Origin of the sequence: Methylobacterium sp. WL8, from assembly GCF_008040045.1 — a bacterium.
Taxonomy (GTDB): domain Bacteria; phylum Pseudomonadota; class Alphaproteobacteria; order Rhizobiales; family Beijerinckiaceae; genus Methylobacterium; species Methylobacterium cerastii.
On sequence record NZ_VRVF01000005.1, the window covers coordinates 43,707 to 66,648 of the forward strand.

Genomic DNA, 22,942 nt, shown 5'->3' on the forward strand with positions numbered 1-22,942 from the left:
GACGGGACGGCGACCGCGAGGGATCGCCGCAAGCTACCGGAAACTACGCCGGTTTGTGGCGAAATTGCCATTGCGCGCCGCACCCGGCCGGCTGCGACGAGGCGGGTCGCCCCCGTCAGCGCGGAATCGCCCGCGCCGACGCCGGCTGGCACGTCGCGCAGAAGAAGGTCGAGCGGCCGGATTGCACGATCCGGCCGACCGTCCCGCCGCAGCCCTTGGTGCGGCAGGCCTCGCCGACGCGGTCGTAGACCCGGAACGCCTGCTGGAAGGCACCCGACGTGCCGTCGGTGTGAGCGTAGTCGCGAAGGGTCGAGCCGCCCGCCGCGACCGCCTCGGTCAGCACCTCGCCGATCACCTTGGCCAGCAGCCGCGCCTTCGGCGTCGGCCCGCCGTCGGCCTTGGCGAGCGTACCCGCGGCGGCCTCGGGGTGGAGGCCGGCCCGGTGCAGAGCCTCGCAGACATAGATGTTGCCCAAGCCCGCGATCAGGCGCTGGTCGAGGAGCGCGGCTTTCAGCGGCGTGATCTTGTGGCGGAACAGGCGCGCGATGGTCGCCCCGGTCAGCTCGGCGCTCAGGGGCTCGATGCCCATGGCCGCGAAGTGCCGGCACGCGGCGAGCGTGTCGGTGGGCACGAGGTCCATGAAGCCGAAGCGGCGGGCGTCGTTGTAGGTCACGGTGGCGCCGTTCCCCATCGCCATCACGACGTGGTCGTGCTTGGGCGTACCCAGCGCCCCGTCGAGGTAGAAGTCGCCGGGCGAGGTGTTGCTGCCGTCGGGCATCGCCACGTCGAAGCGCCCGCTCATGCCGAGGTGCATGATCAGCGTCTCGCCCGAGTCGAGTCCGGCGGTGAGGTACTTCGCCCGCCGCGCGAGGCTGGTGACCCGGCGGCCCTCCAGGCGGGCGGAGAAGTCATCGGGGAACGGGAAGCGTAGGTTCGGCCGGCGCAGGGTGACGCGGCTGAAGGTGGCCCCGACCATCGCCGGCGCGAGGCCGCGCCGCACCGTCTCGACTTCTGGAAGCTCCGGCATGGTCCTGTGGATGTCCCTCGGCGCATCGGATCGCGAAAGCTGGATATCGGCCCGGGGCGCTGCCATCGCAATCCCGGGCGCCCGGCCTCTGGGAGCGCGCCCTGCGACCGTTCACTGCTCCGCGTCTTACGACGCATGGCGGATCGCGTCCGGCTTCGCTATGAGGCGCGAGGGCGCAGACGGGCAGGACTTCATGACGGTGGCGGACGGGAAGACGGGCGCGCAGGAAACCGATTTCGGCTTCGAGCGGGTGGCTTTGGCCGAGAAGCAGGCGCGCGTCGACGACGTGTTCCGCTCGGTCGCCAAGCGCTACGACCTGATGAACGACCTGATGTCCGGCGGCCTGCACCGGGCTTGGAAGGCGCAGGCCATCGCGATGCTGCGCCCCTCGCGCACGCGGCCCTTCCGCCATCTCGACGTGGCCGGCGGCACCGGCGACGTGGCCTTCCGCGTCCTGGAGGCCGGCGGCCCGCAGACCTCGGTCACCGTGCTCGACATCAACGAGGCGATGCTGCGGGTCGGCGCCGAGCGCGCCGGTGCGCGCTTCGACGGCCGCATCGACTTCGTCACCGGCAACGCCGAGACGCTGCCCCTGCCCGACGCGACCTTCGACGCCTACACCATCGCCTTCGGCATCCGGAACGTGCCGCGGATCGAGCTGGCCCTGCAGGAAGCCCGCCGCGTGCTGAAGCCCGGCGGCCGCTTCCTGTGCCTGGAATTCTCCAAGGTCGACCTGCCGGTGCTCGACAAGATCTACGACGCCTACTCCTTCCACGTCATTCCGCGCCTCGGCGCGCGGGTCGCGGGCGACGCGGAATCCTACCGCTACCTCGTGGAATCGATCCGTAAGTTTCCCTCCCCTGGGCTGTTTGCCGGGATGATCGAGCAGGCCGGCTTCCGCCACGTCACCCACCGGCCGCTCTCGGGCGGCATCGTCGCGATCCATTCCGGCTGGAAGGTCTCGTGACCGATCCGAGCCGCCGGACGGCGCGATGATCGGCGCCGCCGTCAACCTCGCCCGCGGGGCCCGCGTCGGCTTCGTGCTGGCCCGCGAGGGCGCGCTGGCACTCGTCGACGCCTCCGAGCTGCCGCCGCTCCCGCGCCTCGGCCTCCGGCTGGTCCGGATGCTGGAGCGGCCGGGCCTCGGCTCCGGGGCGGCGCGGCTCTCGGCCGGGCTGACCCGGCTCGGGCCGTCCTACGTCAAGTTCGGGCAGTTCCTCGCCACCCGCCCCGACATCGTCGGGATGGCGGCGGCGCGCGACCTCGAGATGCTCCAGGACCGGGTGCCGCCGTTCCCGCAGGCGGTGGCCGTCAAGGTGGTCGAGGCGGCCTTCGGCCGGCCGATCTCCACCCTGTTCGTCGCCTTCGGCGAGCCGGTGGCCGCGGCCTCGATCGCGCAGGTCCACAAGGCGGTGGTGCAGGATGCCGACGGCACCCAGCGCAACCTCGCCGTCAAGATCATGCGGCCGGGCGTGCGCGAGCGCTTCCAGCGCGACGTCGAGGTGATGCGGCTTCTCGCCCGCATCGTCCACGTGCTTTCGCCCGAGGCCGAGCGCCTGCGCCCGCGCGACGTGGTCGAGATCCTCGCCCGCTCCGTGACCATGGAGATGGACTTCCGGCTCGAGGCCGCCGCCGCCTCCGAGCTGGCGCAGAACACGGCCGACGATGAAGACTTCCGGGTTCCGCTGCCCGAATGGGAGCTGATCGCCCGCGACGTGCTGACCTGCGAGTGGATCGAGGGCACTCGCCTGCACAGCGCCGCCGCGCTCCAGGCCGCCGGCCACGACCCGCACGCGATCGGCCGGACCGTGATCCAGAGCTTCCTGCGCCAGGCGATCCGCGACGGGTTCTTCCACGCCGACATGCACCAGGGGAACCTGTTCGTGGACGCCGCCGGCAAGCTCGTGGCGGTGGATTTCGGCATCATGGGCCGGCTTGGGCGCAAGGAGCGGCGGTTCCTCGCCGAGATCCTGCTCGGCTTCATCATGCGCGACTACACGCGCGTCGCGCAGGTGCATTTCGAGGCGGGCTACGTGCCGGCCCACCACTCGGTCGACGACTTCGCGCAGGCGATCCGCGCCATCGGCGAGCCGATCCACCAGCGCCGCGCCGACGAGATCTCGATGGCGAAGGTGCTGACACTTCTGTTCGACATCACCGCCCTGTTCGACATGAGCACCCGGACCGAGCTGGTGATGCTGCAGAAGACCATGGTCGTGGTCGAGGGCGTCGCCCGCAGCCTCGATCCCAAGCTCGACATGTGGACCTCCGCCGAGCCGGTGGTCCGCAGCTGGATCACCCGCAACCTCGGCCCGGTCGGGCGTCTCGAAGGGGCGGCTCACGCCGCGCGCACCCTCGCCGACGTCGTCGCCGACGTGCCCGAGCTCGCCCTGCGGCTCCGGCGCCTGCTCGTCCGCGCCGACGAGGCGGGCACGGGGGACGCCCACCGCCTGGAACGCATCGCCCGCACCGAGCGCCGCACCGCGTTGTGGCAGACGCTGGCCCTGTGGGCGATCGCGGCCGGCGTGCTGGTCGCGGCCTTGCGATAGCGCGTCCCGCCGGACGATCCGTCAGGCCGCGGCCCAGCCGGGCCCGGCCGCCTGATCCGGGCGTGGGTCCGCCTTGGGGACGATGCCGGTCTCGTGCGGGTTCAGGGGGGCGGGTCGGCCGAACAGGTAGCCCTGCACCTCGGCGCAGCCGGCGGCCTTGAGGAACGCCAGCTCCTCGGGCGTCTCGACGCCCTCCGCCACCACCGGCAGGCCCAGGCCGGAGCCGAGGCCGAGGACGGCGCGCACGATCGCCGCGGTCTGGGCGTTCGTGTCGACGTTGCGCACGAACGACTGGTCGATCTTGATCCGGTCGAACGGGAACGCCCTGAGGTTCGCCAGCGACGAGTAGCCCGTCCCGAAATCGTCCATCGCGATCCCGACGCCCAGCGTCTTGAGCTGCCGCAGCGTCGCCACCGCGCGATCGAAGTTGCGGATGAGCGCGGTCTCGGTGATCTCCAGTTCGAGCCGCGCGGCCGGTAGTCCGGTCTCGAGCAGCACCGCGAGCACCTGCGCGGCGAAGGCCGGATCGTGCACCTGGACCGCGGAGACGTTCACCGCCACCCGCAGGGGCGCCTCCCAGCCCGCCGCCTCGCGGCACGCGGTGCGAAGCACCCACATCCCGATCGCCGAGATCGTCCCGCGCTCCTCCGCCACCGGGATGAAGAGGTCGGGCGGCACCCGGCCGCGCTCCGGGTGGGTCCAGCGCAGCAGGGCCTCGAAGCCGAGCAGCGCCCCGCCATCGGCGGCGACCTGCTTCTGGTAGACGAGGTGGAACTCGTCGCGAGCGAGCGCGCATTCGAGGTCGCGCTCCACGCCGTGCCGCTCGCGCACGGCGATGCCCATCTCCGGCTCGAAGACGCCGTAGGTGCCCCGGCCGTCGGCCTTGGCGCGGTAGAGCGCCGTGTCGGCGTGGACCATCAGGTCCTGGCGTTCCATGGCGTCCTGCGGACACAGGGCGATGCCGATGCTGACCCCGACCATGGCGTCGGCGGTCCGGTCCGAAGCCTGCGCCGCAAGTGCGGCGATGATGGTCTTCGCCAGATCCTCGGCCGCGTCAGGCCCGGCCTGGCCGTCCATGAGGATCGCGAACTCGTCCCCGCCGAGGCGCGCCATGCACTGGTCTGGGCCGAGCAGGCCCGTCACGCAGCGGGCGACCCGGGCGAGCATCGCGTCGCCCGCCGCGTGGCCGAACAGGTCGTTGACGGCCTTGAAGCGGTCGAGGTCGAGGCACAGCACCGCGATCGAAGCGCCGGTCTCGACGGCCGCGGCCACCGCCCGGTCGAGCACCGCGTTGAAGGCGGTGCGGTTGAGCAGGCCCGTCAGCGCGTCGTGGTGGGCGAGGTACTGGATGTGCCGCTCGGCCTGCTTGCGCTCGCGGATGTCGCGGACCGCCAGCGCCTGGTGCGACTTGCCCGCGAAGTCGATCCGCCGGAGGATCGCCTCGACCGCGATGATCTCGCCGGCGGCGTGGCGCAGGCCGAGCTCGACCGGCTGCCCCATGGCGCAGGCGAGCCGCTGCCAGGCGTTGGCCTCGGTGAGGAAGGTGCTCACCGGCAGGCCCGCCACCGCCGCGTCGGCGAGGCCGACGAGGCGGCCGAAGCTGACGTTGGCCGTGACGACGCGGTGGCCGTCCACGACGATGAGCCCCTCCACCGCTGCGTTGGCGAGGCCGCGCATGCGCTCGGTCTCGCCATGCACGCGGCGCTGCTCGCGCAGGCTGAGCGCGTGAGCCGTCGCGGTGAGGACGAAAATGGCGAGGCTGGCAAGCGCCACCGCGCCGGCGAGCCACGTCGGCGACATCGCATGCGGCGACAGGGTGGCCAGCGGATTTTCCGTGATCGTCACCGCAGCCATCCCGATCGTGTGGTGCGCGCCGATCGCCAGCGTCAGGATTGCCGCGCTGGCCAGCAGGGAGGTGAGCGATCGGGACCGGATCGCGGTCGAGAGCGCGACGGCGGAAAAAAGCTCGCCGACCACGATCGAGGCGGCGACGACGGCTGGGTTCCAGCGCAGGTGCCCCGTCACCTCGAAGGCCGCCATGCCGGTGTAGTGCATCGCGGCGATGCCGAGCCCGACGACGAGCCCCCCGAGCCAGGATGCCCCCTGCGTCCCGAGCAGGGCGACGCGCAGCCCGAGGCCGGTGAGGCAGATCGCGATGACGAGCGAGAGGAGGGTCAGGCCGTGGTCGTAGGCGCTCGGGATGCTCGGCTGGAAGGCCAGCATCGCGATGAAATGGGTCGCGAAGATACCCGTGCCGCTGGAGATCGCCGCGACGACGAGCCAGGTCAGACGGGTGCGGCCGGCGCTGCCGGCGTGGCGGAGCAGGCGGATCGCAGTCAGCGCCGCGATCGCGCAGATCGCGGCTGCCAGGCCGACGAGGCGGAGATCGTGCTGGTCCGTGAAGCAACCGATGACGGTCAACATGCCGACGGATCCGACATCGCGCCAGGCTTGCCCCATGCCGGAATGCTGCGATGCTCGGTCATCCTCGAAAGAATTTCGATCTCAAGATGAAAGTAGATATTCAAGGCACAACCGTAAGGATATATTTAATATCATTTTCCGGCAGGCCGATTAAAGATACCTTTCATGCAAGATCCTCCCAAAAGGCTCTGACATCATCGTTGCCGCATAACGGCGCTCTTTGGGGCGATTACGTATCGATCGAATCATCTTTCGATTGCAGCCGCTCAAGCAAAGTTGCTGTGCCGCCTTCCCCGCCTCCAGGGCGGGCGCTCACCGAGCCGCGGTGCGGAAGCCCGCGTAGATGTCGCGCCGGTCCGGCGTGAAGAAGTTGCGGTAGGCGTTGTCGACCATGCGGCCGCGGGTGATCCAGGCGCCGCCGCGCAGCACCTTGCGCGTGCCGAAGGCCGGCTCGGAATACTCGCGGTACACGTCGGGCGAGAAACCCGGATAGGGCAGGAAGTCGCTCGCGGTCCATTCCCAGACGTTGCCGAGCATCTGCCGGCAGCCCCAGGCGCTGTCGCCGTCCGCGTGGGCGGCGACGTCGACGCAGCCGAGGCGGCCACCGTCGAGGTTGGCTAGGCGGGCGTCCGGTGCAGTCTCGCCCCAGGGATAGCGCGACTTCGTGACGCCGATCGCGCCGTCCGGCGCCGGCGCCGTCGAGGCTGCGACCTCCCATTCGGCCTCCGTCGGCAGGCGCCGCCCGGCGAAGGCGCAGTAGGCTGCGGCCTCGTACCAGCTGACGTGGACCACCGGCTGGTGTGGGGCGAGGTCGGCGACGCCACCGAACCGGCTAACGCGCCAGCCCGCTCCGTCCCGCTGCCAATGCGCGGGATGCTCGGCTCCGGTCCGGCAGCGCCAGCGCCATCCCTCCGCGTCCCAGAACGACGGCTCGCGATAGCCACCGGCCTCGACGAAGGCGGCGAATTCGGCGTTGGTCACCGGCGCCCGCGCGATCTTGAACGGTGCGACCGCGATCGAGTGCGCCCACTTCTCGTTGTCGAAGACGAAGTCCGCGTCCGGCTCGGCGCCGAGCCGGAAGGTCCCGCCCGGGATCGCCGCGTCGCCCGGCCAGGGCCCTTCGGCGACGGGGGCGAGGCCGGCCGAGGCGGCGAAGGACGGCGCCGGATAGCCCAGCGTCTGGCGCGAATAGGTGAAGGCCTCCCCGTGCATGTCCTCGTGGTAGGTGGTCAGCCGGTAGCGGTAGGCCTCCTCGCGCGTCGGCGTGCCGTCGAGCCGGCGGACCAGCGCGTCGTGGACGCGGCCCATGTAGCCGAGCGTGTCCGCGAGCGGGGGTAGCGCGCGCACCCAGCGGTCGTCGTGGGCCAGCACCGCAGAGTTGTAGACCGCGTCGGCGTCCGCGATCGCCGGCGCGGCGCCGTCGAGGGCGCGCAGGATGAAGTGCTCGTGGAACCAGGCGAGGTGGCCGATCTCCCAGAGCAGCGGGTTGACGATGTCGAGGCGCGGCCCGATCAGCTGGTCGGGCACGAGACCGGCCACCAGCTCGAGGGTCCGGGCGCGGCTGTCCTGCAGCATCGCGATGAGTTGTGTGGCGTCGGTCATGGCGTGCGTCCGATAAGCGATCGACCCATGAACGTCATCCTGATCACGCCCGCACCCCGCCACTCGCGGACCGGCAACCGCACGACGGCCCTGCGTTGGGCCGGCCTCCTCCGGGGGGCCGGCCACCGCGTCGTGGTGGCGACCGCGTATGACAGCGAGCCCTGCGACCTGATGATCGCCCTCCACGCCTGGAAGAGCGCCCCGGCGATCCAACGGTTCCGTCGCGCGTACCCGGAGCGCCCCCTCGTCGTCGCGCTGACCGGCACCGACATCAACCACGATCTCGCCGCCGACCCGGCCAAGACCCAGCGCTCGCTCGATCTCGCCGACGCGCTCGTCGGCCTGCACGAACTCGTCGGCGAGGCGATCCCGGCGCGCCACCGCGAAAAGCTCGCGGTGATCGTGCAATCCGTGCCGGCGGGCGGGGACCGCCTGCCGGCGCTGAAGCGCGCCTTCGAAATCCTGGTCGTCGGGCACCTGCGCGACGAGAAGGACCCGCTGCGCGCCGCGATCGCCGCCCGCGCCCTGCCCACTTCCTCCCGCATCCGCGTCGTCCACCTCGGCGGCGCCCCCGACCCCGCCTGGGCGGCGCGCGCCCGGGACGAGATGCAGGCCAATCCGCGCTACGACTGGCGCGGCGAGGTCTCCGGTGCGCGCGTCAGGCGGTTCCTGCGGCGCGGGCGGCTGATGGTGCTGAGCTCGCTCAGCGAGGGCGGCGCCAACGTGGTCTCGGAGGCGGTCGTCGCCGGCCTGCCGATCCTCGCCTCTGCGATCCCCGGCAATGTCGGCCTGCTCGGGGGCGACCATCCGGGCTACTTCCCGCCCGGCGACCACGGCGCGCTTGCTGGCCTGATGCTGCGGGCGGAGCGGGAGCCCGACTTCCTCGAAGGCTTGCGCGCGCACGGGGCGGCGCGCGCCGACGCGTTCGACCCGGCCCGCGAGCGCTTGGCCTGGTCCGCCCTCGTTGAGCGCGCTTCCGCCGCGGCGCGGGCACGGGTGGCGTCCGGCATTGACGCGGCCCGTCCCGCACCGGCACTCCTGCAGCCATGAGTGAAGCCCCCGCGTCGCCGCTTGCGAACCGTCGCATTCTCCTCGTCGTCGGCGGGGGGATCGCGGCCTACAAGGCCCTCGACCTGATCCGCCGCCTGCGCGAGCGCGGCGCCACCGTCCGCCCGCTCCTGACGAAGGGCGCGCAGGAATTCGTCACGCCGCTCGCGGCCGCGGCGCTCGCCGGCCAGCCGGCCCATACCGACCTGTTCGACCGGGCCGACGAGGCCGAGATCGGCCACATCAAGCTCGCGCGCGACGCCGACGCGGTGGTGGTGGCGCCGGCCACCGCCAACCTGATGGCGCGGATGGCCACCGGCCACGCCCCCGACCTCGCCTCCACCGTGCTGCTCGCCACCACCCTGCCGATCCTGATCGCTCCGGCGATGAACGTGGCGATGTGGGCCCACCCTGCGACCCGGCGCAACCTCGCGACCCTGCTCGCCGACGGCGTCCGCGTCGTCGGCCCCAACGCGGGCAAGATGGCCGAGCCCGAGACCGGGCCGGGCCGCATGGCCGAGCCGGTCGAGATCGCCGACGCGGTGGCTGCGATGCTGGCCGAGGCGCCGCGCGAGACGGAGGGCTTCGGCTTCCTCGCCGGGCGCGCCAAGCCGCCGATACCCACGCCGACGCCGACGCAGCTTGCCGGGCTGCGGGTCCTCGTCACGTCGGGGCCGACGCACGAGCCGATCGACCCGGTGCGGTTCATCGCCAACCGCTCGTCCGGCCGCCAGGGCCACGCGATCGCCGCCGCAGCCGCGGCGGCCGGCGCCACGGTGACTCTGGTCTCCGGGCCGGTGGCGATTCCCGACCCGGCGGGCGTCACCGTGGTGCGCGTCGAGACCGCGCGCGAGATGCTCGCCGCGGTCGAGGCGGCCCTGCCCGCCAGCATCGCCGTGTTCACGGCGGCCGTCGCGGACTGGCGGCCCGCCACCGAGACCGGCTCCAAGATCAAGAAGGACGGCTCGGGGCCCGCCCCGCTGGCGCTGGTCGAGAACCCCGACATCCTCGCCACCATCGCCGCGCGGACGACGGGCCGCCCCGACCTCGTCGTGGGCTTCGCCGCCGAGACCGACACGGTGATCGCGCATGCGCAGGCCAAGATCGCCCGGAAGGGCTGCGACCTGATCGTCGCCAACGACGTCTCGGAGGCCGGCGGGGTGATGGGCGGGGGGACGAACACCGTGCACCTGATCGCCCGCGACGGCTCGGTCGAGACCTGGCCGACGCTCGACAAGGACGAGGTCGGCCGGCGCTTGGTCGTGCGATTCACGGAGCTGCTGCAGCGATAGGGACGGTCGCGCCGCCCCTGCCGCCCTGCCCTGCCGCCTAGCCCGGCGCGCTCTCCTGCTGCGCGGCCGCGAGGCGGGCGTCGTCGGCCGAGATCGCTTGGTAGGCCGGCCGCGCCCGGTAGCGCGCGAGGTAGGCCATGATCGCCGGCTCCTCAGGCACGAGCTTGAACGCGGTGGTCCAGCCGAGCGCCGAGCCCCACAGCACGTCCGTTGCGGAGAAGCGCTCGCCGAGGATCCAGGGGCCGGGGGTCAGCATGGCGATGACCTGGGACAGCACCGTGTCGTAGTCGCCGTAGGCCGACATCATCCGAGGCGGCGGGTCGCGCTCCATCGCCCGGTCGATCACGGCGGGCTCGAAGCACGAGCCGTAGAAGACCATCCAGCGCAGGTACGCGCCGCGAGCCGGATCGGTCAGGGCGGGCGCGAGGCCGGCCTCGGGAAACAGGTCGGCGAGGTAGAGGTAGCAGGCCGCCTGCTCCGCCACCGTCGCGGCGCCGTGGCGGATCGCCGGAACCTTGCCCATCGGGTTGACGGCGAGATGCGCGCTGCCCTGCTGCTCGCCCGCCTTCAGGTTGATGACGTGCAGATCGTGCGGCGCGCCGAGCTCCTCCAGCAGCACCCGCACGCCCGTCGAGCGGGTGTTCGGCGCGTGGTGAAGGACGATCGCGTCGGTCGTGGTCGGCATCGCGGTCTCCGAAGGGTGGACGTTTCGGGCGCACGCTATGCCGGTGCCCCGCTCCGGTCGAGCCGCAGCGTTCAGATCCGGTGCGTGCTCAGACCCGATACTTGCCGTTGCGTTTGATCAGCACCTGCGTTCCGACGGGGACGCGCTCGTAGAGGTCGACGATGTCCTCGTTGAGCATGCGGACGCAGCCGGACGACATCTGCTCGCCGATGCTCCAGGGCTCGTTGGTGCCGTGGATGCGGAACAGGATGTCGCGGTTACCCTGGTAGAGGTAGAGCGCGCGGGCGCCGAGCGGGTTGTCGACGCCGCCCTTGCGCTGGCGGTCGATCTCCGGGTGCAGGGCGACCATGGTCGTGGTCGGGCTCCAGTCGGGCCAGACGCCCTTGCGGCCGACGCGAGCCTCGCCCTTCCAGGAGAAGCCGAGCTTGCCCACGCCGACGCCGTACTGCATCGCCGTGCCGTCGGCCTGGACGAGGGCGAGCTGGCGCTTGTCGATGTCGACGACGATGGTGCCGGGCCGCTCGGGGCCGTTGTAGCTCACGACCTGCCGGCGGTACTTCGGATCGAGGCGGTTGGTGTCGACCAGCGGCACGTCGAACGGCTTGTCGGGCTTCGTGCCGATGTACCACGCCGCCTCCTCGTCGTTGGCGGCGACGTTCACCGGTCCGCGCTGGTTGCAGGCGGCGAGCGGCGCGATCAGGACCGCGGCGAGCAGGATCCGGCGGATTGGCATGGGGCCTCACGAGGCGAGGGAGCGTTCGGATCATGCCTACCGCCTCGCGTTCCCCCACGATGTGACTTTTGCGTCTCAGGTCGGTCGAAGCGCCCGGTACGATTGCCCGGATTTCGCCTCGTTCGGCCGTGGCTTGCGCCCTAACTTTCCCGGATCGGTTTCGACACGAGGCGCATCATGGCCGACACGCTCACCCTTCCCGAGATGCAAGGCGCGCTGCCCGAGACGCCCCTGCGCCCGGCGATCCATCTCGACCATTGCGTGATCCACGTCAGCGACTGGACGCGAGCGAACGCCTTCTACGGCGACGTCGTCGGGGCCGAGGTTGTCCCGGTCGGGGCGGGCTTCGCCTACCGGCTCGGCGGGGTCCAGTTGAACTGCCACGGCCCGGGCCTGTCGCCGGAGCCCCTGGCGGAGAAGCCTGTGATGCCGGGCGGCAGCGACCTGTGCTTCCGCTGGTCCGGCACGATCGAGGAGGCGATGGCGCACCTGGCCGCCTGCGGCGTCCCCGTCGAGCGCGGTCCGGTCGAACGCCATGGCGCGGCCGGGCCCGGGACCAGCGTCTACTTCCGCGATCCCGACGGGTCGCTGATGGAGTTCATCACCTACCCGACGCCATAATCCGCCCGCGGCTTCAGCCGCGGCTCTGCGCCAGCGCCTGGTTCGTTTGCTCTAGGCGCAGTGCGAGTTCGCGCATCAGCGCGATGCTGATCTGAGGAAACTGCGCCAACAGCTCGAGGAACACGCCGCGGTCGATGCGCAGGGCCGTCGCCGCCGTCTCGGCGGTGACGGTGGCCGAGCGCGGCTGGTCGGCCAGGATGCCCATTTCTCCGACCAGCGCGTTTGCGCCGAGTAGGGCGAGCCGCACCGGCCCGGCGGCGCCGTCGATGGTCACCGCGGCGCTGCCCTCCAGGATCAGGTAGGCGGCGTCCGCCACGTCGCCGCGGGTGAAGAACTGTTGGCCGGGCTCGAAGTGCACCCGCTCGCTGGTGAAGGCGAGGAGCTTCAGCCGCGACGGCTCGACCTCGCGGAACAGCGGCACCTGCCGAAGGGAGGTAACCTCCGTATCGAGGGTCATGGGTGGGACTCCGGACCGCGCCGGATCTCGTGATGGGGCCGGCCGCGTCATCCATGCGGCTTGCGGCGATCTTGTCCAGCCCTCACGTTGCCGGGGCATGCTGCGACGGCTTGCCCCGGATGCCGCGCCGCATGGGATCGGGCATGCGGAGGCCCACAGGAGGTGCCATGAGCCGCGCCCGCCGTCTTCGCCTTGCTGCGTCCCTGCTCGCGCTGCTCGTGCTCGGCCTGCCGCTCGCCGTCGCGCCGGCGGCCGCCCGCCTGAACCGGATCGAACTCGCCCGCGTCGCGGTCGCGCCACCCTCGAGTGCCCGTGTCCCCCTCGACCTCGCGTTCACCGACGCGTCGGGCGACCGGCCGACCACCCTGGGTGCGGCTTTGGGCGGTCGGCCGACGCTGATGCTGCCGGTGGATTACACCTGCGGCAACGTCTGCGATCCGATGCTGGCGATGTCCGGGGCGGCGCTGGCCGCGACGAGGCTCGTCGCCGGCCGCGACTACAGCCTGATCCTCGTCGGCATAGACCCGCGGGACGACGCGGCCGCCGCCCGGCACATGCTCGGCACCGAACTGGGCGACCCGGCGCTCGCGGCAAAGGCGGCCGCCCTGGTCGGCGACGCCGGGGCGGTGGACAGGCTGACCCGGGCGCTTGGCTACGACTTCGTCTACGACGCGGGTACCGACAGCTTCGCCCACCCCGCCGCCGCGATCCTGCTGACCGGGGACGGCCGCGTCGCCCGCGTCCTTTCGCCTCTGGCGTTGAACGGCGGCGATTTGCGGCTCGCTCTCGTCGAAGCCGGCGAGGGTCGCACGGGCAGCCTCGCCGACCGGCTCGTCCTGCTCTGCTACGGCTACGATGCCGCCACCGGCATCTACACGCCTATGATCCGTCGCATCCTCAGCATCGCTGCGGCTGCGACGATCCTCGCGATGGCGGGCGGCATCGTGTTCCTCGCCCGTCGTCCGCGGCAGGCCTGAGCGTACTCAGCGCTTGGTGGACGGGCCGGGCTTCTCGTCACTCGGAGGATCGCGCTTCACGCTGGCGTTCGGCTGCGGCGAGTCGATCGGCTCCTCGTGGGTCGTCAGCGTCGCGCTGCCCTCGTCCGCGGGCATGGGCGGAAGCGCCGTCGTTTTCGGCTTCGGCGCGGCCTCCGCCGAAGCCCGGGCCGCGGCGGACACCATCTCGCGATTCGTCATGCTCGAAAACACCTTGTTCGAAGCGGGCGGAGAATGCTCGCGCCCCGCGCCTTCTGTGTTCCAACGCCATCGCACCGGCGTGGTTGCGGCTAAGCTTGTCGCAGAAGCGTGAGAGGAACCTTCGGATACTGGCGAAGGTTGTGAAAGGGTGAAGAGAAGCCTGAGGAGGAGCTGATGGCATCCGGTAATTCGACCTCCAAGCGAGGTTTTGCGTCGATGGATCTTGAGCGCCAGCGCGAGATCGCCAGCAAGGGTGGCCGCAGTGTGCCGGCCGAGAAGCGGTCCTTCTCGCAGGATCGCGAGCTGGCCTCGTCTGCCGGTCGCAAGGGCGGCCAGGCGACCGGCACCGGACGCGACGGCGCCGAATAATCGATCGTCGTCGGCGATAGGCGGCGCCTGCCCTCCGAGGGCAGGCGCCTTTTTTTGGTGCTCGGTTTCGGTGACGGAAAACGCAAAGGCCCGCCCCAGGTGTTGGGGCAGGCCTTTGCGTTGGTCGGTCTCAGTGAAACGTACTAGCACGACGTATCGATTAGGAAATGCAGCGGCCCGGGATCATGCGGCGGGCCTCGGGGCCAACGAGGGAACTCAGGGCCGCTTCGCAACCCTCGCGCATCCGCATGCGCGGCTTCAGCGGCGGCTTCGTCCCGATCTCCTGTGCCGTCTCCATTGCGGCCGGCACGGCACGGTTCGGCCCGGCCTGGAGGCTCGCCACGCGGCTCGGCCGGATCGCAAGCGACACGGGGCGCAGGCCGGGCAACGGACGCGCCTCGAACGAGGCCGGAGCCACGATAGGCGTTGCCGGAACCCACTGGTCGGCGCCGGCCTGCACCATCGGGTGGACGAGCAACGTCAGGATGGCGGCCGGTGCGCTAACGCCGAGAAGGAAGCCTGACCGAAGCATCGTCGTGATCTCCGAGTGGGAGCTTGACAGGATGATTCGAAAACGCGTCTTCCGCGATCCGGTTCCGTCACTGCCGCGCTTTCGCCGGAATCAGTATTGAGGTCGGATTTTTCGAATCGCTGCAGCGATCCGCGCATCTTATCCACAGGCGGCCGTCGTGGCGTTAACGCCACACACGTCGAAAAAGCGCAGCGTATCGGAACTCACCGGGGTGGCGCTCGTTGATGATGCACCCGGCCACCTGGTCCTCCCCGCATTCCCCTTGTGCATCGGCCGGAACCTTATCGACGGGTCGGAGATTTCTCCGGCCCGTTTTTTTGTGCCCGGTCACCATCCGGGCGTTCGGGCAACAAAAAACCCCGGCGCGAGCCGGGGTTTCGTCGTTTTGGGGACCGAAGCGCAGGCGGCCGGGTCGCCGCCCGGATCTCAGGGGGACTTGGCTTCCCGCCGACGCGCCGTCTGCTGGAAGAACAGCGCCTGGCTGATGACGGCCGAGACGTTGGCGGGCTGGAACGGCTTGGCGATGAGGAAGGCCGGCTCGGGCCGCTCGCCGGTGAGGAAGCGCTCGGGATAGGCGGTGATGAAGATCACCGGAACCTCGAAGGTTTTCAGCAGGTCGTTCACCGCGTCGAGGCCGGACGAGCCGTCGGCGAGTTGGATGTCGGCGAGTATCAGGCCGGGGCGCTTGCTGTCGGAGGCGATCTTGACCGCCTCGGTGCGGGTGCGGGCGACGCCGATGACGTTGTGACCCAGCCCTTCGACCAACGCCTCGAGGTCCATGGCGATCAGCGGCTCGTCCTCGATGATGAGGATGTCGGTCGCCATGTCGGCGGCGAGCTCGCGGCCCGCCTCATCGACGAGGTCGCGGACTTGGCTGACATCGACGTCGAGGATGATCGCCGCGTCCTCCTCCGAGAATCCCTCGAGGCAGGAGAGCAGGAAGGCCTGGCGCGGCAGCGGCGTGATTTGACCGAGCCGGACCTCGGCGGGGAGGTCGTGCTGCACCTGCTCGCTGCGGCCGTTGACCGACAGGGAGTTCCAGATACGCGTGAACACGCGGAACAGGTCGGCCTTCACGTTCGTGCTGCGGCCGAGCGTATCCGGCTCGTTGACCAGCGTCTCCAAGGTCGCGGCGACGTAGGCGTCGCCCGCCACCTGGCTGCCCGTCAGCGCGCGCGCATAGCGCCGCAGGTAGGGCAGGTGCTGCACCACGAGTTGCGATGTCGACATACGATCCCCTGTGCCTTGTCGGCCTGCTATTCAACCTGCCGCCCCAACGCGGGGCATCCGACTCCGTTCCGGGCGGGTGCGGAACCGCCTCCGCCCGTCGGCGTTGCTGATGCAGCCATGGCGTATGTCGCGCTTCAAGACAATGCGGGCATGGCTCGTGACGAGATGCCGTGAACGGCACCAGGGGGCGCGAGGATGACCGACGCTGCGAAAGCCGAGAGGCCGATCGGCCGTGGCCGTGCGGGCGATGGCATCGCCGACGGCGGCGGGGTCTCTCAGACGATCGTTCCCGACTCTGCGGGTCGGCACCGCGGATCGTCCCGCCTCAGCGATCATGCCCAGGCTCGTATCGGAAGCACGCTGCGTTCCCTCTACGACGGCCTCGTCCAGCAACCCGTCCCGGATCGCTTCCGCGACCTCATCGAGCGCCTCGACGCGAAGGAACCGAAGTCACCCTGAGGCGCTCCGGCTCCTTCCTAGAAGATCCCGCGGCGCGTTGAGCGCCTGCGGGATCTTGTATCAGTCTTCGTCACCCAGCGCGTGTCAGAGCGTCGGCGAACGGCCGCGCATCAAGCCGATCACGGCGGAGATGGCGAACAGGACGATCGCGACGAAGAACACCAGCTTCGCGGCTTCCATCGCCGTTCCGGCGATGCCGCCGAAACCGAGCAGAGCGGCCACGAGGGCCACGACGAGGAACGTAACGGCCCATCCGAGCATCTGCGTTGTCCTTGAAAACATGGACGCGGGCTTGGCCGCGACCTTCTGACATCCCAAACGTCAAGTCGTTGTTTCGGTTCCGCGACTTCGAATGCCTGCACACACGAAAAATGAGAGTTGCGGTCCGGGTGCCGGTGATTCGCCGAATTCCTCGATCGACCCCTCGCGCCAGCGCGCATGTCACGCCATATTGTTGGAGTGGGCACGAGGCCGCAGCCGGAACGGATCGATCCGGCCCGGCGTTCCTCATCCCAGGTCCGAAACCAGAGAACAGCGATGAGAAACGCCTCCGCCCTCGTCCAGCGCCTCACGGATATCGTCAACTCCGCCGCCGGAGCCGCCGCACGCGGCGTCGAGGAAGTGTTGGGCGTCCTGGTCCCGCAGCCGGAGGCGCGCCTCGTTCCGGTGCGCGTTCGGAGCAACGGACCGGTGCGCCGGCCCTGATCGCACCCGAGCTCATCCTGCGTCTTTCTGCGAGCCGCCCTCCGGGGCGGCTTTTTCATGCGCTGTCCACCGGTTTTCCGTGACGGAGAAAGTTCGAGAGCCGTGCCATCCACCGCGCCGATCCCGCAAGGGTCGAGGACGACGATCTGGGTCCAGCAAGTCGAAACGGCTGTAACCTTAACGCCGATCGCTGGTTCGACCGGCCTATTCCTGCTCCTGATCGCAGCGATGTTGTGATCAACTCGGTTGTCTTACGCACTTGCCGCTCGGCTTAACCGGTCTTTAAGTCGGCGCCGACCGCCCCGCCCTCGCCGGGCCGGCGTGCCGGACTGATTGGGATCTGACGAAGCATGGCGTTCTTGGCGCGGTGGAGTGCGTTTTACGGCTCCGGAGGAACGCGGCGACAGATGATCGGCACTGCGGTTGCGGGTCTGATCCTCGGGCTCGGCAGCGTCACGATCGGCTCGAGCCTCGTGCAGGCGTCCGAGCGCGGCGGCTTGATCGACTTCTTCCAAGAGCTGTTCGCGCCGGCCCTGCCGCAGCCCGCGCCTCAGGTGCACCGGCCCGGACGCTACGCCAACCTGCCCGATGGCCGCCGCCTCGGCGTTCCGCGTCCGCTCTACCACACGCCGCGTCCCGTGGCCGACCTTGCGCTCGGCCGGTCGCGCCGGGCGCGGGCACGGGCTCGCTCGGAACGTGCGGCACCGGTCGCCGTGGCCGTCGCCTCCACCGGGCGGCGCACGGTCTGCGTGCGGATGTGCGACGGCTACCTCTTTCCCCTCGGCACCCTCGGAGCGCGGGCGGACATGCCGGTCCACGAGGCGGCCTGCGCCGCCGCCTGTCCTGGTGCGCCGACGAACGTCTACACCCTCGGCGCACGCGAAACCGAACTCGACCGCGCGATCAGCCCGCAGGGTTTGCCGTACCGTGCCTCGGCACTCGCCAACATCTACCGCCAGCGCCGCGTGGAGAACTGCTCCTGCCAGGCCGCGCCCGGCACTACCCCGCTGCCGGTCGCCAACGACTTGACGCTGCGCAAGGGCGACGTCGTCGCCACCCATGACAGCGCCGACGTGGTGACGCGCAGCCGTTCGGGCTCGGTTGCCCTCGTCGACTTTCGGCAAGCCGCGATCACGCGCGGCCAGAGCCGGCGGATCGAGGCCAAGGTCGGCGCGATCCGGCGTGACGCCGAAGCGCGCGTCTTCCGCAGGACGCTGCGCACCGCCGAGCGGGCGAGCCTCGTGCAGGTCGCCTCCGTCGGCGATGGCTTCCGTATCCCGGCCCGCGCCGTCGGCGGCCAGAACGAGATCCGCGTGGTCACGCCCTCCCCGTTCCGGTGACGGCGCGCCGCGATCGCGTACCGTCCCGCGCTCGATTGTCCACGATGCCGCGATCGCGTAGCCCCGGGTCGTTCGGGAGCGACAGGGGCCTACGATGGCGGAGACGAATGCGGGCGGTGACGCGCCGGACTTCGAGACGGCGATGCCTGCGAATGGCCGCCTTGAGACGCTGAGCCCTCTGGTCCGCCGTCGCGTTGCGCCCAATGGCGGTCCGTTCACGGCGAGCGGCACCTGCACCTACGTCGTCGGGCACGGGCAGGTCGCGGTGATCGATCCGGGGCCCGAGGATGCCGGCCACGTCGATGCGCTGCTGGCCGACCTCGGGTCCGAGACGGTCGCCGCAATCGTCGTTACCCATACCCATCGCGACCACTCGCCGGGCGCACGCCTGCTTCAGGCGCGCACCGGCGCGCCGATCGCCGGCTGCCTGCCGCATCGGGCGGCGCGCCCGCTCGCCGTCGGCGAGGTCGGCCATCTCGACGCCGCCGCCGACCGCGACCACGTCCCCGACCGGCCGATGCACGAGGGCGACACGCTCGACGGGTCGGGCTGGACGCTGGTCGCCGTCGAGACGCCGGGGCACACCATGAACCACCTCGCCTTCGCCCTGCCGGAGGAGGTGGCTCTGTTCTCCGGCGACCACGTGATGGCGTGGTCGACCAGCATCGTCGCGCCGCCCGACGGCTCGATGCGCGCCTACATGGATTCCCTCGACAAGCTCCGGGGCCGCGACGAAACCGTGTACTGGCCGGGACACGGGGGGCCGGTGCGCAACCCCCGTCGGTTCGTCCGGGGGCTCGCCAACCACCGCCGCCACCGCGAGGCCTCGATCCGTGCGCGGATCACTGCTGGCGACGACACGATCCCGGCGATCGTCACCGCTACCTACCAGAGCCTCGATCCGCGCCTGCGCGGCGCGGCGGCGCTGTCGGTTTTCGCCCACCTCGAGGACCTCGTCGCGCGCGGGCTCGTGGCCACGGACGGCCCGCCGCGGCTCGACGGCGTCTTCCGGCCGGTCACTCCGGCAGTCGGCTGAGGCGCCGGGCCGCAGGCCACTACTTCACCGCGAGCGCGAGGTTTGCGACCTCGTCGAGATAGGCTCGGATGCGGTCGGCGTTGACGCCGAGGTCGCGGGTGCCGAGCCGTGAGGCGGAGCGGACGTCGATGCGAGCGCCGTCGGCGCGCGGCCGGACGCGGATGGTGACGTCGTCGGGTAGGTTGAGGATGAGGCTGCGCGAGACGGCCTCGATCCGGCCGTTTCCGACCCGCCCGCCGGGGCGTATCGCCTCGACGATCTGCCACTTGCGGTTCACGGCGGCTTTGCGCGCCAGCTCGAACGCCTCGTCGGCGCCGATGTCTAGGGTCAGCGGCGCGATCTGCGGGTAGGCGGCGCGCTGCTTCTCGCGGGCCTGCGGACCGGGATCGGGCGGATAGCCTCCGTTGCGGGCGGCGAAGGCGGCGCGCGAGCGCGAGAAGGCTGGCGGGTTGTCGATGTCGGTGGTCACATCGGTCAGCGCGGGCAGCCGGAATCCGCGGAGCGCCGCGTAGGCCGGGTAGGCCAGGACCAGCATGGCGAGGACGAGGCCGGCGATCGCGGCGCCGAGGCCGCGGGCGCCCTCCCGCCAGACCCGGACGAAGGCGTACGCGGCGAGCGCCACGGCCACCAGCGCCACGCAAAGGCCGGCGGCGAGGGTCGCCAGCGCCGGCCCGGCCTCGGTACGGGGATCGCGCACCAGCACGATCGCGATCCCGGAGACCACGAGCGAGAACAGGGCGGTCCACCGTGCGAGCGGGCCGGCGCGGGTGACGGGTTCCTCGACGAGTAGGCGGCGCATGGCTCGTGTGGGGCTGCAGGGGATGCGAAGGCTATACCGGCCGCAGCGCAGCCGCGCCACTCGCGGGGACCGCCCGGTCTGCTATAGCCTCGTCCCCAATGCCGCGTTCCCTCCCAGCCCCCGATCCGGACCCCGCAGACGCCGCGGACCCCCTGCGCGTCTGGTTCCGCTTCATCCGTCTGAACCGGCGCGTGACCGCGGCGATGAGCGCGCGGCTGCGCGGCCTCGGCCTGTCGATCCCACAATTCGATGTGCTCTCCACATTGACCGAGCGCGAGGGCCTGACCCAGCAGGATCTCGCGGCCCGGCTCTACGTGACGAAGGGCAACGTCTCCGGCCTGATCGACCGCCTGGTCGAAGCTGGGCTCGTCGAGCGGCGGCCGATCCCCGGCGACCGGCGCTCGCACGCGCTCCACCTCACGCCGGTCGGGGCCGACCTCGCCGCGCAGGGGCTGGCGGCGCAGGCGGCCTATGTCGGGCAGACGCTGGGACGGCTCGGCGATGACGACCTCGCGGCTTTCGAGGCCTTGGTGCTGCGCTGGCGGGCGCTGGCCCGGGCGGAAGCCGAAAACCCTACCGACTGATACGGCTTCCGCTTGATCAAAGCGGAGGCCGTATCAGGCAAGCCCGCGCGGCGCCTGAGCGAAGCCTAAATCCGCCATCCCGAAGGGATCAACCGGATTTGGTATGACTGGGCCGGGCTCGGCGGATCAGGGTGCGTAGGCGCGCGCGGTGCCCGGGATCACGACCGAGGTCGGCACGTGCAGCGACGCCGGCCCTTCGTCGCGCCGCTCCGGCTCGGCCGCCTTCTGCGCGGCCCGGACGCGCACGGCATCCCACGGGCCGACGATCTCGAAGGCGAGCCCTGGGCGGCCGGGGTCGCCGCCGGCCTTCGGGCCGAGCTCCGCCCGAGCGCTGACGCTGCGCGCCGGCAGCGAGATCTGCCCGCGCAGGATGCCCGTGAGGCTCGCGGTCTTCAAAGTGCCCTCGCCGATCTCTCCGATGCCGTCGGCGAAGCGCAGGGCGATCGCGGCGCGCTCGAACGGCGTGCGGCCGTTGCGGCGGGCGAGCGCTCCGGGCGCGATCGCCCCGTTGCGGTGCAGGACGTCGACGAGGTCGATCCCGGCCAGCACGCCGCCGTCGATGGTGAAGCCCGCCCGCCCGGCGACGTGCGCCGCGAGGTCCGCGGTGTCGCGCCCGCTGCTCTCCAGGGTGAACTGGCCTTGCGTGCCGCCGAGCACCCAGCGCGCCTCCCCGAGGTCGAGGAGGAGCGATCCGAGGTCGAGCCGGTCGAACGCGCCCTGCGCTTTCACCTCGGTCTCGCCGCCGTCTGCGCCGGCGGCCGAGAGGGCGACCCGGCCCTTCAGGGTCGCGCCCTGCAGCCCGGCGCGGTTGAGCGCGACCTCGATCGAGCCCGGCCGCACCAGCACGCTCGCGGCGAGGTCGCTGAGGAGGACCGGGCCGATTCGGCTCTCGGCGGCCGAGATGCGCAGGTCGAGGTCGCCGCCGGTGAGCGGCGCCAGGGCCACCGGCCGGGCCGGCTCCGCGGTGCCGTCATCCGCCGGAGCGGTGCCGAAGACCTGCATCAGCCCGCCAAGCAGGGGCGCGAGGTTGAGGCTGTCGGCGGCGAGCGTTGCCTGGACCGCGGTGCGGGCCTCGCCGAAGCTCATCGAGCCCGCGCCTTCGAGCACGTCGTCGCCGAGGGTTGCGCGCAGGCTCGAGAACGACAGGGTCCGGCCGGCGGTCTCGAAGCGGCCGTCGAGCACGAGGGTCCGGATGAAGGGCGCCAGCGCCACGTCGCCGCCGATCCAGGCCATCGTCTCGGACAACGAGCGCGTCTCGACCCGTCCCCGCCCCTGCATCGCGAAGCCGCCCGCGGTGGTGGCGGTGCCGTCGGCCGACAGGCTCCCCGTGGGCCACGCGGCGTTCAGGGCGAAGGGCGACGCGGCTCCGGCCAGGAGGTCGCCCGCGCGCAGGCCGACGACCGCCACGCTGGTGCGCGCGCCGCGCCAGGTCAGGGTCGCGGCCGCGTCGAGGCTGGCGCTCCAGATCGGCCAGGCGAGGGTCAGGTCGACCGCCTGCGCGCCGGCTCCCGGATTCGCGGAATCGAGGGTGGTGCCACTCAAGGTGATCCGGCGCGGATGGTTGGTGCCGCCTTGGGCTAGGCGCGCGCCGATGCGGCGGGCGGGCTCGGCCCAGCGCGGGTCGTCGGCGCCGTCGGGCATGTGGATGGTAGCGCCGCCCAGCGCGACCGAGCCGAGGTCGGCCTGGCCCGAGAGCAGGGCGAGCGGATTGAGGTCGAGGTCGAGGCTGCCGCCCTCGATCAGGGCAGGTCCGCCGGCCTGCGCCCCGGTGATCCGGGTGCGGGTGAAGCTCAGGCGCGGAAGCGGGAGTAGCGTCATCGTCGTCGCGCCCTCCGCGGTGAGCGCGAGGCCGAACTCGCGCAGGCCGCGGCTGACGAAAGCCGCCGCTGTCGGGGTGCCGACCGGCCAGGGCAGGGTCGCCAAGCCCGCCACGAGGGCGGCCATCGACGCGAGGCCGACGGCGATGAGGGGGCGGCGCGGCGACATTGCACTCCGGGCGGGCACGTCGCGGGAGCGCCGAGGAGCGGCGTAGGCGCGACGGGGGACGACGAACGCGTCCGCGATGTCTCAGGCTCCCCCCAGCCGTCATGCATCGGACCGTTCGGGTGATTCCCTTAAAGCCTTCGATCGGCTTTGTCTGCCCGCGGCGCCCGGCCGTCCCCGCCGCCTTCGAACGCATGCCGGCGCTTTGATTCCCGGCACCGGGCGCCTTTACCGGCGCGTCGGAATCGGAGACAGCTTTCGCGGAAACGATT

General features: G+C 71.4%; 24 protein-coding genes. 13 read left to right on the plus strand and 11 right to left on the minus strand.

Annotated elements, in window-relative coordinates; all coding sequences use genetic code 11:
• Positions 1 to 115: 115 nt before the first annotated feature.
• On the minus strand, positions 116 to 1,027 hold the full coding sequence (gene mutM, locus FV234_RS03230; RefSeq protein ID WP_147828065.1) for a bifunctional DNA-formamidopyrimidine glycosylase/DNA-(apurinic or apyrimidinic site) lyase: 912 nt from the start codon (positions 1,025 to 1,027) through the stop codon (positions 116 to 118).
• A gap of 193 nt (positions 1,028 to 1,220) precedes the next feature.
• Between mutM and ubiE the strand changes: the two genes are divergently transcribed.
• Positions 1,221 to 1,994 carry a bifunctional demethylmenaquinone methyltransferase/2-methoxy-6-polyprenyl-1,4-benzoquinol methylase UbiE gene (gene ubiE, locus FV234_RS03235; RefSeq protein ID WP_147753134.1) on the plus strand — a complete coding sequence of 258 codons (774 nt, stop codon included), beginning with the start codon at positions 1,221 to 1,223 and terminating at the stop codon, positions 1,992 to 1,994.
• 25 nt (positions 1,995 to 2,019) lie between these two features.
• Positions 2,020 to 3,576: a 2-polyprenylphenol 6-hydroxylase gene (gene ubiB, locus FV234_RS03240; RefSeq protein WP_147762038.1), complete on the plus strand. Its 1,557-nt coding sequence runs from the start codon at positions 2,020 to 2,022 to the stop codon at positions 3,574 to 3,576.
• 21 nt (positions 3,577 to 3,597) lie between these two features.
• Here ubiB and FV234_RS03245 read toward each other — a convergent pair whose 3' ends face one another.
• Both FV234_RS03245 and senA read right to left on the minus strand, forming a co-directional pair.
• Positions 3,598 to 6,000, minus strand: coding sequence for an EAL domain-containing protein (locus FV234_RS03245; RefSeq protein ID WP_187273563.1), 2,403 nt, complete (start codon positions 5,998 to 6,000; stop codon positions 3,598 to 3,600).
• Positions 6,001 to 6,312: 312 nt separating this feature from the next.
• Positions 6,313 to 7,602, minus strand: coding sequence for a selenoneine synthase SenA (senA, locus tag FV234_RS03250; protein ID WP_147828067.1), 1,290 nt, complete (start codon positions 7,600 to 7,602; stop codon positions 6,313 to 6,315).
• Positions 7,603 to 7,629: 27 nt separating this feature from the next.
• Here senA and senB point away from each other — a divergent pair, with 27 nt between their 5' ends.
• Together senB and FV234_RS03260 are read left to right on the plus strand one after the other, a co-directional pair.
• Positions 7,630 to 8,652 (plus strand): selenoneine biosynthesis selenosugar synthase SenB, encoded by a 1,023-nt coding sequence (gene senB / locus FV234_RS03255; RefSeq protein WP_147828068.1) that lies wholly within the window; start codon positions 7,630 to 7,632, stop codon positions 8,650 to 8,652.
• Positions 8,649 to 9,941: a phosphopantothenoylcysteine decarboxylase gene (locus FV234_RS03260; RefSeq protein ID WP_147828069.1), complete on the plus strand. Its 1,293-nt coding sequence runs from the start codon at positions 8,649 to 8,651 to the stop codon at positions 9,939 to 9,941. Before senB ends, FV234_RS03260 begins: the two co-directional genes overlap by 4 nt.
• Positions 9,942 to 9,978: 37 nt before the next feature.
• Here the strand turns inward: FV234_RS03260 and FV234_RS03265 are convergent, their stop codons facing one another.
• On the minus strand, positions 9,979 to 10,626 hold the full coding sequence (locus tag FV234_RS03265) for a glutathione S-transferase N-terminal domain-containing protein (protein ID WP_147828070.1): 648 nt from the start codon (positions 10,624 to 10,626) through the stop codon (positions 9,979 to 9,981).
• Between the two features lie 88 nt (positions 10,627 to 10,714).
• Positions 10,715 to 11,359, minus strand: a complete 645-nt coding sequence (locus FV234_RS03270) for a L,D-transpeptidase (protein ID WP_147753124.1) — start codon at positions 11,357 to 11,359, stop codon at positions 10,715 to 10,717.
• A 177-nt stretch (positions 11,360 to 11,536) separates the two neighbouring features.
• Here FV234_RS03270 and FV234_RS03275 point away from each other — a divergent pair, with 177 nt between their 5' ends.
• A complete protein-coding gene (locus FV234_RS03275; protein WP_147828071.1) occupies positions 11,537 to 11,980 on the plus strand; it encodes a VOC family protein in 444 nt (147 codons plus the stop codon).
• Positions 11,981 to 11,993: 13 nt separating this feature from the next.
• Here the strand turns inward: FV234_RS03275 and FV234_RS03280 are convergent, their stop codons facing one another.
• Positions 11,994 to 12,437, minus strand: a complete 444-nt coding sequence (locus tag FV234_RS03280) for a Crp/Fnr family transcriptional regulator (protein ID WP_147753122.1) — start codon at positions 12,435 to 12,437, stop codon at positions 11,994 to 11,996.
• Between the two features lie 167 nt (positions 12,438 to 12,604).
• On the opposite strand from FV234_RS03280, the gene FV234_RS03285 reads away from it, so the two are divergent.
• The 3 genes from FV234_RS03285 to FV234_RS03295 all read left to right on the plus strand — a co-directional run bounded on the left by FV234_RS03285 (position 12,605) and on the right by FV234_RS03295 (position 14,002).
• Complete coding sequence (locus FV234_RS03285) at positions 12,605 to 13,414, plus strand: electron transporter (protein ID WP_147828072.1); 810 nt, start codon at positions 12,605 to 12,607, stop codon at positions 13,412 to 13,414.
• Positions 13,415 to 13,427: 13 nt separating this feature from the next.
• On the plus strand, positions 13,428 to 13,745 hold the full coding sequence (locus tag FV234_RS27045; RefSeq protein ID WP_187273564.1) for a hypothetical protein: 318 nt from the start codon (positions 13,428 to 13,430) through the stop codon (positions 13,743 to 13,745).
• Positions 13,746 to 13,807: 62 nt separating this feature from the next.
• Positions 13,808 to 14,002 (plus strand): KGG domain-containing protein, encoded by a 195-nt coding sequence (locus tag FV234_RS03295; RefSeq protein WP_147753119.1) that lies wholly within the window; start codon positions 13,808 to 13,810, stop codon positions 14,000 to 14,002.
• 160 nt (positions 14,003 to 14,162) lie between these two features.
• Here the strand turns inward: FV234_RS03295 and FV234_RS03300 are convergent, their stop codons facing one another.
• Entirely contained in the window at positions 14,163 to 14,534 is a 372-nt protein-coding gene (locus tag FV234_RS03300) for a hypothetical protein (RefSeq protein WP_147828074.1), read from the minus strand.
• A gap of 426 nt (positions 14,535 to 14,960) precedes the next feature.
• Positions 14,961 to 15,764, minus strand: a complete 804-nt coding sequence (locus FV234_RS03305; protein ID WP_147828075.1) for a response regulator — start codon at positions 15,762 to 15,764, stop codon at positions 14,961 to 14,963.
• 195 nt (positions 15,765 to 15,959) lie between these two features.
• Between FV234_RS03305 and FV234_RS03310 the strand changes: the two genes are divergently transcribed.
• A complete protein-coding gene (locus tag FV234_RS03310) occupies positions 15,960 to 16,223 on the plus strand; it encodes a NepR family anti-sigma factor (protein ID WP_147828076.1) in 264 nt (87 codons plus the stop codon).
• Between the two features lie 84 nt (positions 16,224 to 16,307).
• On the opposite strand, the gene FV234_RS03315 is transcribed toward FV234_RS03310, so the two are convergent.
• The gene (locus FV234_RS03315; protein ID WP_003599466.1) at positions 16,308 to 16,484 is read right to left on the minus strand and encodes a DUF1328 domain-containing protein; all 177 of its coding nucleotides are present in this window, start codon (positions 16,482 to 16,484) and stop codon (positions 16,308 to 16,310) included.
• Between the two features lie 276 nt (positions 16,485 to 16,760).
• On the opposite strand from FV234_RS03315, the gene FV234_RS26045 reads away from it, so the two are divergent.
• From FV234_RS26045 to FV234_RS03325, 3 genes are all read left to right on the plus strand, one after another.
• Positions 16,761 to 16,928 (plus strand): hypothetical protein, encoded by a 168-nt coding sequence (locus FV234_RS26045; RefSeq protein WP_187273565.1) that lies wholly within the window; start codon positions 16,761 to 16,763, stop codon positions 16,926 to 16,928.
• Positions 16,929 to 17,335: 407 nt separating this feature from the next.
• Positions 17,336 to 18,268, plus strand: a complete 933-nt coding sequence (locus FV234_RS03320; RefSeq protein ID WP_187273566.1) for a DUF2865 domain-containing protein — start codon at positions 17,336 to 17,338, stop codon at positions 18,266 to 18,268.
• A 94-nt stretch (positions 18,269 to 18,362) separates the two neighbouring features.
• Complete coding sequence (locus FV234_RS03325; protein WP_147828078.1) at positions 18,363 to 19,304, plus strand: MBL fold metallo-hydrolase; 942 nt, start codon at positions 18,363 to 18,365, stop codon at positions 19,302 to 19,304.
• 19 nt (positions 19,305 to 19,323) lie between these two features.
• On the opposite strand, the gene FV234_RS03330 is transcribed toward FV234_RS03325, so the two are convergent.
• A complete protein-coding gene (locus FV234_RS03330; RefSeq protein ID WP_147828079.1) occupies positions 19,324 to 20,103 on the minus strand; it encodes a DUF1499 domain-containing protein in 780 nt (259 codons plus the stop codon).
• A gap of 98 nt (positions 20,104 to 20,201) precedes the next feature.
• On the opposite strand from FV234_RS03330, the gene FV234_RS03335 reads away from it, so the two are divergent.
• Entirely contained in the window at positions 20,202 to 20,687 is a 486-nt protein-coding gene (locus FV234_RS03335; RefSeq protein ID WP_147815814.1) for a MarR family transcriptional regulator, read from the plus strand.
• A 126-nt stretch (positions 20,688 to 20,813) separates the two neighbouring features.
• On the opposite strand, the gene FV234_RS03340 is transcribed toward FV234_RS03335, so the two are convergent.
• A complete protein-coding gene (locus FV234_RS03340) occupies positions 20,814 to 22,673 on the minus strand; it encodes an AsmA family protein (protein WP_147752223.1) in 1,860 nt (619 codons plus the stop codon).
• Positions 22,674 to 22,942 lie beyond the last annotated feature (269 nt).

Bases quoted from the DNA above. Each gene is read 5' to 3' on its own strand.
- FV234_RS03295 (WP_147753119.1), top strand. From the start codon at position 13,808: ATGGCATCCGGTAATTCGACCTCCAAGCGAGGTTTTGCGTCGATGGAT.
- FV234_RS03245 (WP_187273563.1), bottom strand. From the start codon at position 6,000: ATGTTGACCGTCATCGGTTGCTTCACGGACCAGCACGATCTCCGCCTC.
- FV234_RS03325 (WP_147828078.1), top strand. From the start codon at position 18,363: ATGGCGGAGACGAATGCGGGCGGTGACGCGCCGGACTTCGAGACGGCG.
- FV234_RS03305 (WP_147828075.1), bottom strand. From the start codon at position 15,764: ATGTCGACATCGCAACTCGTGGTGCAGCACCTGCCCTACCTGCGGCGC.
- senB (WP_147828068.1), top strand. From the start codon at position 7,630: ATGAACGTCATCCTGATCACGCCCGCACCCCGCCACTCGCGGACCGGC.
- FV234_RS26045 (WP_187273565.1), top strand. From the start codon at position 16,761: ATGAGAAACGCCTCCGCCCTCGTCCAGCGCCTCACGGATATCGTCAAC.
- FV234_RS03310 (WP_147828076.1), top strand. From the start codon at position 15,960: ATGACCGACGCTGCGAAAGCCGAGAGGCCGATCGGCCGTGGCCGTGCG.
- FV234_RS03285 (WP_147828072.1), top strand. From the start codon at position 12,605: ATGAGCCGCGCCCGCCGTCTTCGCCTTGCTGCGTCCCTGCTCGCGCTG.
- ubiE (WP_147753134.1), top strand. From the start codon at position 1,221: ATGACGGTGGCGGACGGGAAGACGGGCGCGCAGGAAACCGATTTCGGC.
- FV234_RS03300 (WP_147828074.1), bottom strand. From the start codon at position 14,534: ATGCTTCGGTCAGGCTTCCTTCTCGGCGTTAGCGCACCGGCCGCCATC.
- FV234_RS03275 (WP_147828071.1), top strand. From the start codon at position 11,537: ATGGCCGACACGCTCACCCTTCCCGAGATGCAAGGCGCGCTGCCCGAG.
- FV234_RS03320 (WP_187273566.1), top strand. From the start codon at position 17,336: ATGATCGGCACTGCGGTTGCGGGTCTGATCCTCGGGCTCGGCAGCGTC.
- FV234_RS03315 (WP_003599466.1), bottom strand. From the start codon at position 16,484: ATGCTCGGATGGGCCGTTACGTTCCTCGTCGTGGCCCTCGTGGCCGCT.
- FV234_RS03330 (WP_147828079.1), bottom strand. From the start codon at position 20,103: ATGCGCCGCCTACTCGTCGAGGAACCCGTCACCCGCGCCGGCCCGCTC.
- FV234_RS03265 (WP_147828070.1), bottom strand. From the start codon at position 10,626: ATGCCGACCACGACCGACGCGATCGTCCTTCACCACGCGCCGAACACC.
- ubiB (WP_147762038.1), top strand. From the start codon at position 2,020: ATGATCGGCGCCGCCGTCAACCTCGCCCGCGGGGCCCGCGTCGGCTTC.
- FV234_RS03270 (WP_147753124.1), bottom strand. From the start codon at position 11,359: ATGCCAATCCGCCGGATCCTGCTCGCCGCGGTCCTGATCGCGCCGCTC.
- FV234_RS03340 (WP_147752223.1), bottom strand. From the start codon at position 22,673: ATGTCGCCGCGCCGCCCCCTCATCGCCGTCGGCCTCGCGTCGATGGCC.
- mutM (WP_147828065.1), bottom strand. From the start codon at position 1,027: ATGCCGGAGCTTCCAGAAGTCGAGACGGTGCGGCGCGGCCTCGCGCCG.
- FV234_RS03260 (WP_147828069.1), top strand. From the start codon at position 8,649: ATGAGTGAAGCCCCCGCGTCGCCGCTTGCGAACCGTCGCATTCTCCTC.
- senA (WP_147828067.1), bottom strand. From the start codon at position 7,602: ATGACCGACGCCACACAACTCATCGCGATGCTGCAGGACAGCCGCGCC.
- FV234_RS03280 (WP_147753122.1), bottom strand. From the start codon at position 12,437: ATGACCCTCGATACGGAGGTTACCTCCCTTCGGCAGGTGCCGCTGTTC.
- FV234_RS03335 (WP_147815814.1), top strand. From the start codon at position 20,202: ATGCCGCGTTCCCTCCCAGCCCCCGATCCGGACCCCGCAGACGCCGCG.